Origin of the sequence: Streptomyces roseofulvus, from assembly GCF_039534915.1 — a bacterium.
Lineage (GTDB): Bacteria > Actinomycetota > Actinomycetes > Streptomycetales > Streptomycetaceae > Streptomyces > Streptomyces roseofulvus.
On sequence record NZ_BAAAWE010000001.1, the window covers coordinates 1,493,257 to 1,509,953 of the forward strand.

General features: G+C 66.7%; 11 protein-coding genes, 3 rRNA genes and 2 riboswitches. Of the genes, 1 reads left to right on the forward strand and 13 read right to left on the reverse strand.

All coding sequences use genetic code 11. From position 1 onward, the window contains the following. Positions 1 to 9 precede the first annotated feature (9 nt). A riboswitch (glycine riboswitch) is annotated at positions 10 to 125 on the reverse strand. Continuing rightward, positions 126 to 225, reverse strand: a riboswitch (glycine riboswitch). It abuts the riboswitch before it with no gap. A 113-nt stretch (positions 226 to 338) separates the two neighbouring features. Then, entirely contained in the window at positions 339 to 710 is a 372-nt protein-coding gene (locus ABFY03_RS06855) for a PRC-barrel domain-containing protein (RefSeq protein WP_319007779.1), read from the forward strand. Between the two features lie 7 nt (positions 711 to 717). On the opposite strand, the gene ABFY03_RS06860 is transcribed toward ABFY03_RS06855, so the two are convergent. The 13 genes from ABFY03_RS06860 to ABFY03_RS06920 all read right to left on the reverse strand — a co-directional run bounded on the left by ABFY03_RS06860 (position 718) and on the right by ABFY03_RS06920 (position 16,235). Then, a complete protein-coding gene (locus tag ABFY03_RS06860; RefSeq protein ID WP_346169483.1) occupies positions 718 to 2,130 on the reverse strand; it encodes a DNA polymerase IV in 1,413 nt (470 codons plus the stop codon). A 74-nt stretch (positions 2,131 to 2,204) separates the two neighbouring features. After that, entirely contained in the window at positions 2,205 to 2,822 is a 618-nt protein-coding gene (locus ABFY03_RS06865; RefSeq protein ID WP_319007777.1) for a MerR family transcriptional regulator, read from the reverse strand. A 240-nt stretch (positions 2,823 to 3,062) separates the two neighbouring features. Next, positions 3,063 to 3,530 (reverse strand): bifunctional nuclease family protein, encoded by a 468-nt coding sequence (locus ABFY03_RS06870; RefSeq protein ID WP_030492457.1) that lies wholly within the window; start codon positions 3,528 to 3,530, stop codon positions 3,063 to 3,065. Between the two features lie 90 nt (positions 3,531 to 3,620). Next, complete coding sequence (gene ftsR, locus ABFY03_RS06875) at positions 3,621 to 4,379, reverse strand: transcriptional regulator FtsR (RefSeq protein ID WP_346169484.1); 759 nt, start codon at positions 4,377 to 4,379, stop codon at positions 3,621 to 3,623. Positions 4,380 to 4,410: 31 nt separating this feature from the next. Beyond that, positions 4,411 to 5,346 carry a double zinc ribbon and FHA domain-containing protein gene (locus ABFY03_RS06880; protein WP_319007889.1) on the reverse strand — a complete coding sequence of 312 codons (936 nt, stop codon included), beginning with the start codon at positions 5,344 to 5,346 and terminating at the stop codon, positions 4,411 to 4,413. Between the two features lie 81 nt (positions 5,347 to 5,427). Next, on the reverse strand, positions 5,428 to 6,390 hold the full coding sequence (locus ABFY03_RS06885) for a DUF881 domain-containing protein (protein ID WP_346169485.1): 963 nt from the start codon (positions 6,388 to 6,390) through the stop codon (positions 5,428 to 5,430). A gap of 5 nt (positions 6,391 to 6,395) precedes the next feature. Beyond that, on the reverse strand, positions 6,396 to 6,728 hold the full coding sequence (locus ABFY03_RS06890) for a small basic family protein (protein ID WP_030492461.1): 333 nt from the start codon (positions 6,726 to 6,728) through the stop codon (positions 6,396 to 6,398). After that, complete coding sequence (locus ABFY03_RS06895; protein ID WP_346169486.1) at positions 6,725 to 7,654, reverse strand: DUF881 domain-containing protein; 930 nt, start codon at positions 7,652 to 7,654, stop codon at positions 6,725 to 6,727. Before ABFY03_RS06895 ends, ABFY03_RS06890 begins: the two co-directional genes overlap by 4 nt. Positions 7,655 to 7,753: 99 nt before the next feature. Next, a complete protein-coding gene (locus ABFY03_RS06900; RefSeq protein WP_319007773.1) occupies positions 7,754 to 10,249 on the reverse strand; it encodes a mannose-1-phosphate guanyltransferase in 2,496 nt (831 codons plus the stop codon). Between the two features lie 116 nt (positions 10,250 to 10,365). Beyond that, on the reverse strand, positions 10,366 to 10,974 hold the full coding sequence (gene clsA, locus ABFY03_RS06905) for a cardiolipin synthase ClsA (protein ID WP_319007772.1): 609 nt from the start codon (positions 10,972 to 10,974) through the stop codon (positions 10,366 to 10,368). Positions 10,975 to 11,111: 137 nt separating this feature from the next. Continuing rightward, positions 11,112 to 11,228 (reverse strand): 5S ribosomal RNA (gene rrf, locus ABFY03_RS06910). A gap of 74 nt (positions 11,229 to 11,302) precedes the next feature. Continuing rightward, positions 11,303 to 14,424, reverse strand: a 23S ribosomal RNA gene (locus ABFY03_RS06915). A gap of 285 nt (positions 14,425 to 14,709) precedes the next feature. Then, positions 14,710 to 16,235: ribosomal RNA gene (locus tag ABFY03_RS06920) — 16S ribosomal RNA — on the reverse strand. The 16S, 23S and 5S rRNA genes sit together here, the layout of an rRNA operon. Positions 16,236 to 16,697 lie beyond the last annotated feature (462 nt).

Genomic DNA, 16,697 nt, shown 5'->3' on the forward strand with positions numbered 1-16,697 from the left:
GCCCGGACGGCCTCCCCCTCTGTCATCTCAACCTGAGAGCTTCACCGGCACGCGCGGGGCACGCCGGCTTTCACCGTCGGTGAGAGCGGGGGCCGTCGGACTCCCGCCCTGCTTTCCAGAGTGACCTCGCCCGCGCGGTACCGGGTGCCTGAGAGATTCCGGGGAGGATTTGCTCCTTCGGCGCCCCCGGAAACCTTCTCCGGAGGACTCTCCCGCACGGTGTCGACAGCCACAGCCAGCCTACCAGCGCCGTTGTCGCTGTCATCGCTCAAGTGGCCGACATCGCAGATGTGCACTTTCGTAGGGGTGTAGTGCAGTTGCGACCAGTTGGAGGGACCGTGCAGACCGACATCGATCCGCGCAGCCTGATCGGCCGCAAGGCGTTCGACCGGAACGGACACAAGATCGGAACCGTGGACGAGGTGTACCTGGACGACGCGACCGGCGTCCCCGAGTGGGCGGCCGTCCGCACGGGCCTGTTCAGCCGGGACGCCTTCGTCCCGCTGGAGCCGAGCGAGCTGGCCGACGACGGCCTCCACATCCCCTTCGACCGCTCCCTCATCAAGGACGCCCCGGACTTCGGCGTGGGCCGGCACCTCTCCCCCGAGCAGGAACTCCAGCTCTACCGCCACTACGAGCTGACGCTGCCGCCCCCGCCGGAGCACATCCCGGACTTCGGCCGCCTCGCGGGCCAGGACGACGCCGCCTAGCGCGCGCTCACTCACCCGGGCGGACGACCGGGGCGGCCCGCTCCGCCCCCGTCACCCCGCCCGGCACCAGCGGCAGCGGATCGGCCGGCTCCAGGTCGGGATCGTCCACCGAGAAGGTGCGCACCCGTCCCGGAGCCGTGCCGCCGGGCTCCTCGAAGCGGACGGTGACCCGCCCGAGCCCGCTCCCCTGCACCCAGCCGGCGCCGAGCACCGCGTGCCGCACGTCGTGACCCGGCGCCCAGCGCCGTACCGCGGTCTCGGTGGCGGTCGGCGGCGCGGCGGGCACCACGGACGGCACGGCATCCGCCACCGGCTCCGCCGCGCCGCTCCCCGCGGCCTCCTCCGAGGCCTCGGCCTGGGCGAACAGGTCCTCCTGCGTGTAGTCGGCGAGCCCGCTCACCCCGACCCCGAGCAGCCGCACCCCGCCGGTCGTGTCCACGAGCTCCAGCAGCCGCTCGGCGGCCTCCCGCACCACCAGCGGGTCGTCCGTCGGCCCCCGCAGCGTCTCGGACCGGGTCAGCGTCGAGAAGTCATACCGGCGCACCTTCAGCACGATGGTCCGCCCCGAGTGCCCCGAGCCCCGCAGCCGCGCCACGCACCGCTCCGCCAGCCGCTCCACCTCCAGCCGGATCCGCAGCCGGTCGTGCAGGTCGACGTCGAAGGTGTCCTCCACGGAGACCGACTTGGCGTCCCGCTCGGCCACCACCGGCCGGTCGTCGTGCCCCAGCGCCATCCGGTACAGCCCGGCCCCGTGCGACCGCCCCAGGATCCTCACGAGCTCGTCCTCGCCGGCCTCCACGACGTCGGCGACCGTCGTGATCCCGGCCCGCCGCAGATGGTCGCCGGTTGCCGGCCCGACGCCGGGGATGATCCGCACCGACCGGGGCGCGAGGAGCGCGCGCTCGGTGCCCGGCTCGATGAGCACCAGACCGTCCGGCTTCGCCTCCTCCGAGGCGATCTTGGCCAGCATCTTGGATCCGGCGAGCCCCACGGACCCGGTCAGCCCGGTCGTCGCCAGGATCTCCGCCCGCAGCCGCTCCCCCACCGCCCGGGCGCTCGCGCTGTCGTCCGCCAGCCCCCCGGCCTCCAGGTCCACGAACGCCTCGTCGAGGCTCAGCGGCTCCACCAGCGGCGACAGCCGCCCCAGCAGCTCCATGACCTGGCCGCTGATCGCCCGGTAGAAGGCGAACCGCGGCACCAGGTACGCGGCGTTGGGCGCCAGCCGCCGCGCCTGCCCCATCGGCATCGCCGAGTGCACCCCGAAGCGCCGCGCCTCGTACGAGGCGGTGGCGACCACGCCCCGCGGCCCGAGCCCGCCCACGACGACGGGCTTGCCGCGCAGGCTCGGCTTCGACGCCTGCTCGGCGGCGGCGAAGAAGGCGTCCATGTCCAGATGCAGGATCGTGGGGGCGGCTCTCACGACTCCGATGCTGCCTCACACCACTGACAATCGCCGGTACGGGCGAGCCCGCCCGCACCGGCCGGAAGGGACCCTCAGACGGCCCGGTCGCGCCGTCGCCGCGCCAGCTCGTCCTGCGGGTTGTGCCGGACCAGCGTCTCGCCGGTGTCGACCCGCTCCCCGTGCAGCTGCGAGAGCGCCGACTCGACGTCCCGCCAGACGACGCCCACCGCGATGCCGAAGACGCCCTGCCCGCCCTGGAGCAGCGAGACGACCTCGTCGGGCGAGGAGCACTCGTAGACCGTCGCGCCGTCGCTCATCAGCGTCATGCGCTCCAGATCGCGGAAGCCGCGGGCGCGCAGGTGCTGCACGGCCGCCCGGATGTTCTGGAGGGCGACGCCCGTGTCGAGGAAACGCTTGACGATCTTCAGGACGACGACGTCCCGGAAGCTGTAGAGCCGCTGCGTGCCGGAGCCGTACGCGGGCCGCACGCTCGGCTCGACGAGCCCGGTGCGCGCCCAGTAGTCCAGCTGGCGGTAGGTGATGCCGGCGGCCGCGCAGGCCGTGGGGCCTCGGTAGCCGATCGCCTCGTCCGCCACCCCGGTGCCCGTCTCCGTGCCGAAGTCGCCCACACTGCCGTGAAGCGGATACGGAGCGCTCTCCTCGGACACGCGTCCGAGCGAGCTCCCTGCCGTACCGTCCGCGCTGCTCATCACGCCGACCCTCCGTCCTTGACCTGCCCACTCGAAGGTAGGCAGTCGCCAGGGGTGCGTCAACGATCGCCACACTCGGCACGCCGAGTGATAATCACCCGGAGAGTGGTTTCACGCATCCCTCTCCGGGGAAAGGCTACTCGAATGCGCCGACGGCGCCGCTCGAACGCCCCTTCCCACCGCGGCCCGGCCGGCGCCAGGGGTCCTCCCCCGCCACCGGCTCCCGGAGCCCGGGGGCCGTCACTGGCTCCCGAAGTCCTCGGGCGAGATCTGGTCGAGGAACTCGCGGAACTTCTCCACCTCGTCCTCCTGCTCGTCGGGGATCGCGATGCCGGCGTCGTCGAGGACACCGTCGCTGCCGAAGATCGGCGAACCGGTCCGCAGGGCCAGGGCTATCGCGTCGGACGGCCGCGCGCTCACTTCCACACCGCTGGCGAAGACCAGCTCGGCGTAGAAGACCCCGTCCCGCAGATCAGTGATGCGGACCTGGGTGAGCTCCTGGCCCACGGCCTCCAGCACGTCCTTGAACAGGTCGTGCGTCAGCGGCCTGGGCGGCGCCATGCCCTGCTGGGCGAAGGCGATCGCGGTCGCCTCGCCGGGTCCGATCCAGATGGGCAGGTACCGATCGCCTCCCACCTCGCGCAGGAGCACGATCGGCTGGTTGGAGGGCATTTCCACCCGGACACCCACAACGTCGAGCTCGTTCACACAGCAACCCTAGGACGTGCCCGACCGGTTTGGATAGTCGGGCCCCCGCTCAGCGCCCCCGCGACCCGGCGGCGGAGCCCTCCGGGGAGGTCACTGGAGGCGGATCCCGAGCGCCGTCTGCACCAGCGCGGCGTGCAGCCGCACCGACAGCTGCGCCAGCTCGGCGGCGGTCTCCTCGGCATGCGCCCTGGTCTGCGGGTTGCGGTGGCGGCGCAGCGGCGCCACGACCTGCTCGATCAGCCCGGCCTCCCGGTCCGCCGACGCCTTCACGGCCCGCAGGTGCCGGGGTTCCAGCCCGAACCGCCCCAGATCGGCGACGATGCGCGCCACGTTCACGCTCTCCGCGTCGTAGCCGCCGCCCTCGCTCTCGCCGATCAGGCCGTACGACTCCCACTCCGCCAGCTCGGCCTCGGTGACCCCGGCCGCGGCGACCAGCTCGGCCCGCCCGAGCCGCATCACGGCCGGCCGCTCCCCGGCCGCCTCGTCCGCGGGGCCGTCGAGCAGGCCGTCCAGCAGGTCACGGCGCCGCCCGGGCGCCGGGAGCCGCACCTGCTCGCCGCGGGCGAGGGCGTCGAGGTGCTCCCGGATGACCTTCAGCGGAAGGTAGTGGTCGCGCTGCATCCGCAGGACGGCGGCGAGCCGCTCCACGTCCTGCGGACTGAACTTCCGGTACCCGGAGGCCGTGCGCCGGGGCTCGACGAGCCCCTCGGCCTCCAGGAAGCGGATCTTGGAGATCGTCACTTCGGGAAACTCGTCCCGCAGCTGGTTCAGCACGGTGCCGATACTCACCAGCCGGTCACCCGCGGTGGCGGTGCCGGAGCCGGCACCGCCCGTCGGTGTTCGCACCATGGGCCTTTCCTGAAGATCTCCGCCAGGCGTGTCAGACGCCTCGCTGGCTCGCGTAGAAGACCAGCCGGTACTTGCCGATCTGCACCTCGTCGCCGTTGTTGAGCACCACGTCGGAGTCGATCGGCTCACGGTTGAGGTAGGTGCCGTTGAGGCTGCCCACGTCGGCGACGGTGAAGCTGCCGTCCTGGCGCCGGCGGAACTCGACGTGCCGCCGGGAGACCGTGAAGTCGTCCAGGAAGATGTCGCTCTGCGGGTGCCGGCCGGCCGTCGTCAGCTCGCCGTCCAGGAGGAAGCGGCTGCCCGAGTTCGGACCGCGGCGCACCACCAGGAGCGCGGAGCCCGGCGGCAGCGCCTCGACGGCCGCGAGGGCCTCGGCGGACAGCGCCGGCATCGCGATCTGGCCGGTGGTCTCGGCGTCGTACGCCTCCAGGCCCGAGATCGAGATCGTCGACGTCGTCTCGGAAGGACGCTCGGCGGCGATCCCGCCCCGCAGCGGCGTGCCGCAGTGGGAGCAGAACCGGCTGTCCGCCGTATTGCGGTGACCGCACCTCGTACACACCGGCATGGACGCGTCCTCCTGCCGCGGCTGCCCCGCGGAGGTCTGGGTCGCGTACGGATCGGGGTTGAACCCTCCACCCGTACTTGAGGTTGATGGTTCACCGAAACCTATGCGCGCGGCACCGGCGGGGTCAACAGACGACGCGCCCGGCGCGCCCGGAATGTCGCCACCGACCTCGTCACGGAAGAGCGGGCGCTCGCCGCCCTGCTCCTCGCTCTGGGCATGGCGCGGCGCGCGGTGCCTGGCGTTGCCGCCGTCCTCGCGTGCGCTCTTGCCGAACAACTTCGCAAACAACTTCACGGGCGATTCCCCTTGACCGAAACAGACCCGCCCGTGGGGCAGGACGAACCGAGATCCATCACACCTGCCGACCCGGACACCTTCACAACGTCCGCATCCTCCGGACAGTTTCCACCACGCACCACCGTTGTGGTGCGCCGACCCCCCGCAACGCTCCAGCCCATGTCGCGGGACCCCTCGCCCCCTCTCTCACTGGGAGGACGACCGAGCGTAGTCAGGCCGCTTCGCGGGTCGCAAGGCGTCGACGACGATCTTCGCCGACCGCTCCACCGTGGCCGTGGCCTGCTCCTTCTCGAGGGTCTGCACGACTCCACCGGGGATGTTGAGCGCGGGCTCGAGATCCTCGGGCTTGCCGATGACCTTGAAGACGTACGGAGCGGTCACCTGCGTTCCATCGATCCGCATGTCATCACCGCCCCCGGTGAAATAGCTGTCCGCGACGACCCGCACCCCGTCGACCTGGATCGCCTCGGCGCCGGCCGCCCGCAGCTCCTGGATGGCGTCGAGCAGCATGTCCGACTCGACCGCGCCGACCGGATCGGTCACCGTCAGCGTGATGCCCGGCCCCTCGGCGGCCACCGTGCCGGCCAGGATCCCGAGCTGCCGCTCCTTCTCCTGCGTCTGCCGGCGGGCCTCCTCGGCCTGGTCGGAGCTGGTCACCAGCTCCGACTTCTGCTTCTCCAGCCGCGCCTTCTCGTCCTCCAGCCGCTGGGTCCGGTCGTCGAGCTCGTCGAGGATCCGTACCAGGTCCTCCTGCCGCGCACCGCGCAGGGCACTGCCCTCGCTGGTCGAGGAGACCTGGATGGCGAGACCGAAACCGAGACAGGCCAGCAGCAGCGCCACCACCAGCTGGGCCCGCGTCACCCGCGGCGGCCACAGGGCGTCCGCCAGGCGCCGGCGCCCGTCCTGGGCGCCCCCGGCACCGGCCCCGGCCTCCGGGGAGGGCAGAGCGTCCTCGGGAGCGCTCTCACCACCCTCCACGGGCCGCGCCGCCCCGTCCTCCGTACCGGCCGCCGGCTCCGCCGCCGCACGCGGCGCTTCCGCCTCCGGCGCCTTCGGCGTCGCGGATGCCTTCGGCGGCTCCGGCGTCTCGGCCGCCTTCGGCTTCTCGCCGCCCGTCTCCGGCTGCTCGTCGTTCGGGTTCACACTCATCGGCCTCACGCCCGGAAGACATGGCGGCGGATCGCGGCCGCGTTGGAGAAGATCCGGATGCCGAGCACGACGACGACACCGGTGGACAGCTGCGCGCCGACGCCGAGCTTGTCGCCGAGGAAGACGATCAGCGCGGCCACGACCACGTTGGAGAGGAAGGAGACGACGAAGACCTTGTCGACGAAGATCCCGTCGAGCATGGCCCGCAGGCCGCCGAAGACCGCGTCGAGGGCGGCGACCACGGCGATCGGGAGATAGGGCTCGACGACCGCCGGGATCTCGGGCCGGACCAGCAGTCCCGCCACGACTCCGACGATCAGGCCCAGTACGGCGATCACGATGTTGCCTTCCCCTTGTCCGCCGTGGCGCCGTCGGTCGGCTGCGCCGCCCCGGCCCCCCTCGGCTCAGCTGTACGTACGATCAGGCTCGGCGCGGCCGGCAGGCTCAGCTCGCCCTCGGCCGAGATGCTGCTGCGGATCCCGAAGTTCTCCACCAGCGCGTGCAGGTACTGCCCGTCCGCGCTGTCCTGGAAGGCGGTGCTCAGCCGCTGCCCGTCGCCGACGGCGAGGACGGTGTACGGCGGCACCAGCGGCCGGTTGTCGACGAGTATGGCGTCGCCGGCCGCCCGGATCGCCGAGAGCGAGGTCAGCCGCTGTCCGTTGATCGACACGGCCTCCGCGCCCGACTCCCACAGTCCGTTGATCACCCGCTGCATGTCACGGTCGCGGACCCGCCCGGTGTCGGAGAATCCGGCGCTCTCCCGCGGCCCGCCGCCCCCGCCGTCGGAGCCCTTGGCGTCGTCGACCACGAGCTTCACGCCCGGGCCCTGCACGGGCGTGGCGCCGGAGAGCAGCGCGACCAGTTCGGCCTGGTCGCCGCCGTGCTGTTCGAGCGCCACCCGCTGCCGTTCGCCGACCTCCGCGCGGATCCGCTCGACGTCCCGCTCCAGGTCGTCGGCCGCCCGGTTCTCGCCCTCGATCCGGTCGATGAGCTCCTGCCGCTCCTTGGCGACGACGGGCGCCGAGACGCGGGCCTCGGCGGCGCCGACGGTCACCACGGCGGCGGCGAGCACCAGACCGGCCGCGAGACCGAGCTTCGCCCGCAGTGGCTTGGGCAGCGCGCCGCCCTCGGCCTCACGCCGGGCGGTCGCCTCCGCGTACCCGTCGTCCAGCGCGTGGTCGATGACGTTGTTCAGCAGCGACATCGACGCGTCCGGGCGCGGGGGCGGAGATCCGGTGCTCCGAACGGGGGGCTGCTGCGACATGCCGCACATCGTCGCACGTCGCACGCCGTACCGCCGAATGGCCCCGGGAAAGGCCGGGCGACACGCTGCCTCCGCCGCCCGGCCCTTCCCGTCGTCGGGTCAGCGACCCGCGCTCTCGACCACCTGCGCCCACTCGTCGAGCAGCGCCTGCGCGGAGGTGTCGTCGGGCCCCTCGGCCCACAGATGGGTGACGGCCTCGGCGGGGTCCGGCAGCACCATCACCCACCGCCCGTCGGCCTCCACGACCCGCACGCCGTCGGTGGTGTCCACCGACCTGCTGCCGGCCGCCTCGACGACCCGCCGCATCACGAGCCCCTTCACCGCCCACGGCGTCGCGAGGTCCCGCTTGATGACGTGCGCGCGCGGGATCCGGGCGTCGATCTGGCTCAGCGTGAGCTGGGTCCGCGCCACAAGGCCGATGAGCCGCACGAAGGCGGCGGCCCCGTCGAAGACGCTGCTGAACTCGGGCACGATGAACCCGCCGCGCCCGTCCCCACCGAAGATGGTCGACTCCTGCCGGCCGACTCGGGTGAGGTCGTCGGGCGAGGTGGTCGTCCACTCGACCTGAGTGCCGTGGTACGCCGCCACCTGCTCGGCGATACGGGTCGTGGTGACCGGCAGCGCCACCCGCCCGGACCGGCGCTCGGCCGCCACCAGGTCGAGCATCACCAGCAGCGCCCGGTCGTCCTCGATGATCCGGCCCCGCTCGTCGACGAGCGACAACCGCTCGCCGACCGGGTCGAACCGCACGCCGAACGCGGCCCGCGCCGACGCCACGATCTCCCCGAGCCGGACGAGCCCGGCCCGCCGCCGCTCGATGGATTCGGTCGGCCGCGACTCGTCGAGCCCCGGGTTGATGGTCAGCGAGTCCACCTGGAGCCGCCCGAGCAGGCTCGGCAGCACGAGCCCCGCGCTCCCGTTGGACGCGTCCACGACCACCTTGAGTCCGGCCTCGGCGATCCCGCTGGTGTCGACGTTCCGCAGCAGCGACCCCGTGTACGAGTCGAAGACGCTCGCCGGGAAGGACAGGTCGCCGATCTCGCCGGGGAAGGCCCGCCGGTACTCCTGCCGCGCGTACACCCGGTCCAGCTTCCGCTGCCGGGCCTGCGACAGGTCGGCGCCCCGCTCGTCGAAGAACATGATGTCGACCGAGTCGGGCACCCCGGGAGAGGTACGGACCATGATCCCGCCGGCGCTCCCTCGCGCGGTCTGCTGCCGGGCCACGGGCAGCGGCACGTTCTCCAGGTCCCGCACGTCGATGGCGCTGGCCTGGAGCGCGGAGATCACGGCCCGCTTGAGGGCCCGCGCACCGCGCGAGTGGTCACGGGCGGTGGTGACCGTGGCGCCCTTCTTCAGCGTGGTCGCGTACGCCCCCGCCAGCCGGACGGCGAGCTCGGGCGTGATCTCCACGTTGAGGATCCCGGAGACCCCGCGCGCCCCGAAGAGGTGGGCCTGTCCGCGGGACTCCCAGATCACCGAGGTGTTGACGAAGGCACCGGCCTCGATGGTCTTGAACGGGTACACCCGCACGTTGCCCTGCACGATCGACTCCTCGCCGATCATGCACTCGTCGCCGATGACGGCCCCGTCCTCGATCCGGGCCGCCCGCATGACGTCGGTGTTCTTGCCGATGACGCAGCCGCGGAGATTGCTCTGCTGCCCGATGTACACGTTGTCGTGGACGACCGCCTTGTGCAGGAAGGCGCCGCTCTTCACGACCACGTTGGAGCCGATGACGGTGTGCTCGCGGATCTCGGCGCCGGCCTCGACCTTGGCGTAGTCCCCGATGTACAGCGGCCCGCGCAGCACCGCGTCGGGATGCACCTCGGCGCCTTCGGCGACCCACACGCCGGGCGAGATCTCGAAGCCGTCGATGTCGACCTGGACCTTGCCCTCCAGCACGTCGGCCTGTGCCTTGACGTAGCTCTCGTGGGTGCCGACGTCCTCCCAGTAGCCCTCGGCGACATAGCCGTAGATCGGCTTGCCCTCCTTCATCAGCCGCGGGAAGACATCACCGGACCAGTCGACCGGCACATCGGCTTCGACGTAGTCGAAGACCTCGGGTTCCATGACGTAGATGCCGGTGTTCACGGTGTCCGAGAAGACCTGTCCCCAGGTCGGCTTCTCCAGAAAGCGCTCGACCTTTCCTTCCTCGTCGACGATCGTGATGCCGAATTCCAGAGGATTCGGGACCCGGGTCAGACAGACCGTGACGAGGGCGCCTTTCTCCTTGTGGAACCGGATGAGATCGGTGAGGTCGAAATCGGTGAGGGCATCCCCCGAGATCACGAGAAAGGCGTCGTCCTTCAACGCTTCCTCGGCGTTCTTCACACTGCCCGCTGTGCCGAGAGGCTTCTCCTCATTGGCGTACGTGAGCTCCATCCCGAGCTCCTCGCCGTCGCCGAAGTAGTTCCGGACGAGCGAGGCGAGGAACTGGACGGTGACGACGGTCTCGTTGAGACCGTGCCTCTTGAGCAGTCGTAGGACGTGCTCCATGATCGGCCGGTTCACCACCGGCAGAAGAGGCTTGGGCATGCTCGAGGTCATGGGGCGAAGGCGGGTTCCTTCGCCACCGGCCATCACGACGGCCTTCATGTCGGAAGCGTCCTCCTTGAAGAGACGACGGTCCTGCCGACCAACCCTGTCCGCTCACTCGCCCTGGGGCGTCCTCGTTCGCGCCGGCGACGCTGCTCGGCGCGGGACGGACGGGCTCAATCGGCCGCGGTATCCGCCTTCACGAGTCGGCGGACCTGGACCACGTAGAGGATCCCTGCCCACCAATACAGAGTTGTACCCCATCCGGCGAAAGCCCATCCGAAAACTTCAGCGAGTGACGCCAGCCAGCCGGTTCCGTCACTGAGAAGCAGCAACGGGAACGCGTACATCAAGTTGAAAGTCGCAGCTTTCCCGAGGAAGTTCACCTGCGGCGGCGGGTAGCCGTGCCGGCGAAGGATTCCCACCATGACCAGCAGCATGACTTCGCGCGCCAGAAGCACGACGGTCAGCCAGAGGGGCAGGATCTCGCGCCAGGTGAGCCCCACCAGCGTGGACAGGATGTACAGCCGGTCGGCGGCCGGGTCGAGCAGCCGGCCGAGGCTGCTGATCTGGTTCCACTTCCGGGCGAGCTTGCCGTCGAGGTAGTCGCTGACGCCGCTGAGCATCAGCACGAGCAGGGCCCACACATCACTGTTGGGCCCGCCGAACTCCGGCCGGAGGATGAGCCACAGGAACAGCGGCACGCCGAGAAGTCGCGCCATGCTGAGAATGTTGGGGATGGTGAGGACCCGGTCCGTCTGGACCTCGGTCTCCTGGACCTCCACCCGGGGGCCTCCTGCTCGGAACCGTACTGACGTTGACCCCTGACCTTACCTCCCGTCCCGGCCGGCTCCGGCCACCGGGTCCAGCGGAACGCAGAAAAGCCCCGCACCAGAAGGTGCGGGGCTTTCCCACAATGATTGTTCGGCGGCGTCCTACTCTCCCACAGGGTCCCCCCTGCAGTACCATCGGCGCTGAAAGGCTTAGCTTCCGGGTTCGGAATGTAACCGGGCGTTTCCCTAACGCTATGACCACCGAAACACTATGAAGTTGAACTCAACCGGAACATGGGAGTTCGTTACTTCAGAACTAACACAGTGGACGCGAGCAACTGAGGACAAGCCCTCGGCCTATTAGTACCGGTCAGCTCCACCCATTACTGGGCTTCCACATCCGGCCTATCAACCCAGTCGTCTACTGGGAGCCTTACCCTCTCAAGGAGGTGGGAATACTCATCTCGAAGCAGGCTTCCCGCTTAGATGCTTTCAGCGGTTATCCCTCCCGAACGTAGCCAACCAGCCATGCCCTTGGCAGGACAACTGGCACACCAGAGGTTCGTCCGTCCCGGTCCTCTCGTACTAGGGACAGCCCTTCTCAATATTCCTACGCGCACAGCGGATAGGGACCGAACTGTCTCACGACGTTCTAAACCCAGCTCGCGTACCGCTTTAATGGGCGAACAGCCCAACCCTTGGGACCGACTCCAGCCCCAGGATGCGACGAGCCGACATCGAGGTGCCAAACCATCCCGTCGATATGGACTCTTGGGGAAGATCAGCCTGTTATCCCCGGGGTACCTTTTATCCGTTGAGCGACGGCGCTTCCACAAGCCACCGCCGGATCACTAGTCCCGACTTTCGTCCCTGCTCGACCCGTCGGTCTCACAGTCAAGCTCCCTTGTGCACTTACACTCAACACCTGATTGCCAACCAGGCTGAGGGAACCTTTGGGCGCCTCCGTTACCCTTTGGGAGGCAACCGCCCCAGTTAAACTACCCATCAGACACTGTCCCTGATCCGGATCACGGACCCAGGTTAGACATCCAGCACGACCAGAGTGGTATTTCAACGGCGACTCCACAACCACTGGCGTGGCTGCTTCAAAGTCTCCCACCTATCCTACACAAGCCGAACCGAACACCAATATCAAACTGTAGTAAAGGTCCCGGGGTCTTTCCGTCCTGCTGCGCGAAACGAGCATCTTTACTCGTAGTGCAATTTCACCGGGCCTATGGTTGAGACAGTCGAGAAGTCGTTACGCCATTCGTGCAGGTCGGAACTTACCCGACAAGGAATTTCGCTACCTTAGGATGGTTATAGTTACCACCGCCGTTTACTGGCGCTTAAGTTCTCAGCTTCGCAACCCCGAAAGGTCACTAACCGGTCCCCTTAACGTTCCAGCACCGGGCAGGCGTCAGTCCGTATACATCGCCTTACGGCTTCGCACGGACCTGTGTTTTTAGTAAACAGTCGCTTCTCGCTGGTCTCTGCGGCCACCCCCAGCTCACGGAGTAAATCCGATCACCAGGCGTGGCCCCCCTTCTCCCGAAGTTACGGGGGCATTTTGCCGAGTTCCTTAACCATAGTTCACCCGAACGCCTCGGTATTCTCTACCTGACCACCTGAGTCGGTTTAGGGTACGGGCCGCCATGAAACTCGCTAGAGGCTTTTCTCGACAGCATAGGATCATCCACTTCACCACAATCGGCTCGGCATCAGGTCTCAGGCTTAATGTGTGACGGATTTGCCTATCACACGCCCTACACCCTTACCCCGGGACAACCACCGCCCGGGCTGGACTACCTTCCTGCGTCACCCCATCGCTTACCTACTACCACCTTGGTTCGCCGGCTCCACCACTTTCCTTTCCCCGAAGGGTCCGGAACGGCTTCACGGGCTTAGCATTAATGGGCTCGATATTGGGCGTTTCAAAGCGGGTACCGGAATATCAACCGGTTGTCCATCGACTACGCCTGTCGGCCTCGCCTTAGGTCCCGACTTACCCTGGGCAGATCAGCTTGACCCAGGAACCCTTAGTCAATCGGCGCACACGTTTCTCACGTGTGTATCGCTACTCATGCCTGCATTCTCACTCGTGAACCGTCCACAACTCGCTTCCGCGGCTGCTTCACCCGGCACACGACGCTCCCCTACCCATCACAGTCCCCGTTGGGGGTATGTACTGCAATGACACGACTTCGGCGGTACGCTTGAGCCCCGCTACATTGTCGGCGCGGAATCACTTGACCAGTGAGCTATTACGCACTCTTTCAAGGGTGGCTGCTTCTAAGCCAACCTCCTGGTTGTCTCTGCGACTCCACATCCTTTCCCACTTAGCGTACGCTTAGGGGCCTTAGTCGATGCTCTGGGCTGTTTCCCTCTCGACCATGGAGCTTATCCCCCACAGTCTCACTGCCGTGCTCTCACTTACCGGCATTCGGAGTTTGGCTAAGGTCAGTAACCCGGTAGGGCCCATCGCCTATCCAGTGCTCTACCTCCGGCAAGAAACACACGACGCTGCACCTAAATGCATTTCGGGGAGAACCAGCTATCACGGAGTTTGATTGGCCTTTCACCCCTAACCACAGGTCATCCCCCAGGTTTTCAACCCTGGTGGGTTCGGTCCTCCACGAAGTCTTACCTCCGCTTCAACCTGCCCATGGCTAGATCACTCCGCTTCGGGTCTTGAGCGTGCTACTGAAACGCCCTATTCGGACTCGCTTTCGCTACGGCTTCCCCACACGGGTTAACCTCGCAACACACCGCAAACTCGCAGGCTCATTCTTCAAAAGGCACGCAGTCACGAGACACAAGCAAGCTTGTGTCCGACGCTCCCACGGCTTGTAGGCACACGGTTTCAGGTACTATTTCACTCCGCTCCCGCGGTACTTTTCACCATTCCCTCACGGTACTATCCGCTATCGGTCACCAGGGAATATTTAGGCTTAGCGGGTGGTCCCGCCAGATTCACACGGGATTTCTCGGGCCCCGTGCTACTTGGGTGTCTCTCAAACGAGCCGTACAGATTTCGTCTACGGGGGTCTTACCCTCTACGCCGGACCTTTCGCATGTCCTTCGACTATCCATACGGTTTCTGACTCGTCCTGTCGCCGGCAGACGACAGAAGAGAGATCCCACAACCCCGCATGCGCAACCCCTGCCGGGTATCACACGCATACGGTTTGGCCTCATCCGGTTTCGCTCGCCACTACTCCCGGAATCACGGTTGTTTTCTCTTCCTGAGGGTACTGAGATGTTTCACTTCCCCTCGTTCCCTCCACACTGCCTATGTGTTCAGCAGTGGGTGACAGCCCATGACGACTGCCGGGTTTCCCCATTCGGAAACCCCCGGATCAAAGCCTGGTTGACGACTCCCCGGGGACTATCGCGGCCTCCCACGTCCTTCATCGGTTCCTGGTGCCAAGGCATCCACCGTGCGCCCTTAAAAACTTGGCCACAGATGCTCGCGTCCACTGTGTAGTTCTCAAGCAACGACCAGCCACCCATCACCCTGACCACTAAGGACCAGGTTCACTGGGGCCGGCATCGCGAAGATACAACCTTGCGGCCGTACCCTCAGATACCCAACAACGTGCCAGGCACGATCCCTTGAGATCTCGTCACGTTCCACGCCGAAGCAGTACTGGTGAAGGACTCTCGTGATCGTGCCAACTAATCAACGTTCCACCCATGAGCTGACCGTGCAGAACGTTTGCCTGCAATCGGTACTGTGCTCCTTAGAAAGGAGGTGATCCAGCCGCACCTTCCGGTACGGCTACCTTGTTACGACTTCGTCCCAATCGCTGGTCCCACCTTCGACAGCTCCCTCCCACAAGGGGTTGGGCCACCGGCTTCGGGTGTTACCGACTTTCGTGACGTGACGGGCGGTGTGTACAAGGCCCGGGAACGTATTCACCGCAGCAATGCTGATCTGCGATTACTAGCAACTCCGACTTCATGGGGTCGAGTTGCAGACCCCAATCCGAACTGAGACCGGCTTTTTGAGATTCGCTCCGCCTCACGGCATCGCAGCTCTTTGTACCGGCCATTGTAGCACGTGTGCAGCCCAAGACATAAGGGGCATGATGACTTGACGTCGTCCCCACCTTCCTCCGAGTTGACCCCGGCGGTCTCCTGTGAGTCCCCATCACCCCGAAGGGCATGCTGGCAACACAGGACAAGGGTTGCGCTCGTTGCGGGACTTAACCCAACATCTCACGACACGAGCTGACGACAGCCATGCACCACCTGTATACCGACCACAAGGGGGCACCCATCTCTGGATGTTTCCGGTATATGTCAAGCCTTGGTAAGGTTCTTCGCGTTGCGTCGAATTAAGCCACATGCTCCGCTGCTTGTGCGGGCCCCCGTCAATTCCTTTGAGTTTTAGCCTTGCGGCCGTACTCCCCAGGCGGGGAACTTAATGCGTTAGCTGCGGCACCGACGACGTGGAATGTCGCCAACACCTAGTTCCCAACGTTTACGGCGTGGACTACCAGGGTATCTAATCCTGTTCGCTCCCCACGCTTTCGCTCCTCAGCGTCAGTAATGGCCCAGAGATCCGCCTTCGCCACCGGTGTTCCTCCTGATATCTGCGCATTTCACCGCTACACCAGGAATTCCGATCTCCCCTACCACACTCTAGCCTGCCCGTATCGGATGCAGACCCGGGGTTAAGCCCCGGGCTTTCACACCCGACGTGACAAGCCGCCTACGAGCTCTTTACGCCCAATAATTCCGGACAACGCTTGCGCCCTACGTATTACCGCGGCTGCTGGCACGTAGTTAGCCGGCGCTTCTTCTGCAGGTACCGTCACTTTCGCTTCTTCCCTGCTGAAAGAGGTTTACAACCCGAAGGCCGTCATCCCTCACGCGGCGTCGCTGCATCAGGCTTTCGCCCATTGTGCAATATTCCCCACTGCTGCCTCCCGTAGGAGTCTGGGCCGTGTCTCAGTCCCAGTGTGGCCGGTCGCCCTCTCAGGCCGGCTACCCGTCGTCGCCTTGGTAGGCCATTACCCCACCAACAAGCTGATAGGCCGCGGGCTCATCCTTCACCGCCGGAGCTTTCCAGACGAGGAGATGCCTCCCCGTCTCGTATCCGGTATTAGACCCCGTTTCCAGGGCTTGTCCCAGAGTGAAGGGCAGATTGCCCACGTGTTACTCACCCGTTCGCCACTAATCCACCCCGAAGGGCTTCATCGTTCGACTTGCATGTGTTAAGCACGCCGCCAGCGTTCGTCCTGAGCCAGGATCAAACTCTCCGTGAATGTGTACCCGTGATCGGGTTCAACACTCGCGTTGAGCGGGACGGTCAGGTCGGAATAAGACCGACCGTCCACAGCGTCCTCGCTGTGTTTTGTTTCAAAGGAACCTCGACCAACCGAAACCGGCTGGACGGGGTATCAACTAATCTGGCGTTGATTTTTGGCACGCTGTTGAGTTCTCAAGGTGCGGACGCTTCCTTCGTTCCTGTTTCCAGGCCCTCCGGGCGCTTCCTCTGTTTCCGACTCTATCAGATCTTTCCGATCCGATTTCCTCGGTGCTTTCCGGTCCCGAATTGTTTTTCTCGGGGCCTTCCGGCGGGGTCAAACATTACCAGGCTTTCTCCGGCCCCCTGACCACTCCCCCGCGCTCACCGGAAGGAACCGGGGCAGGCAGAGGTGTAGACCACTGGGGCTAGGATCTGGCTTGATGGTGCTGCCGACCCACGACTCAAGGCCGCGTTGGGG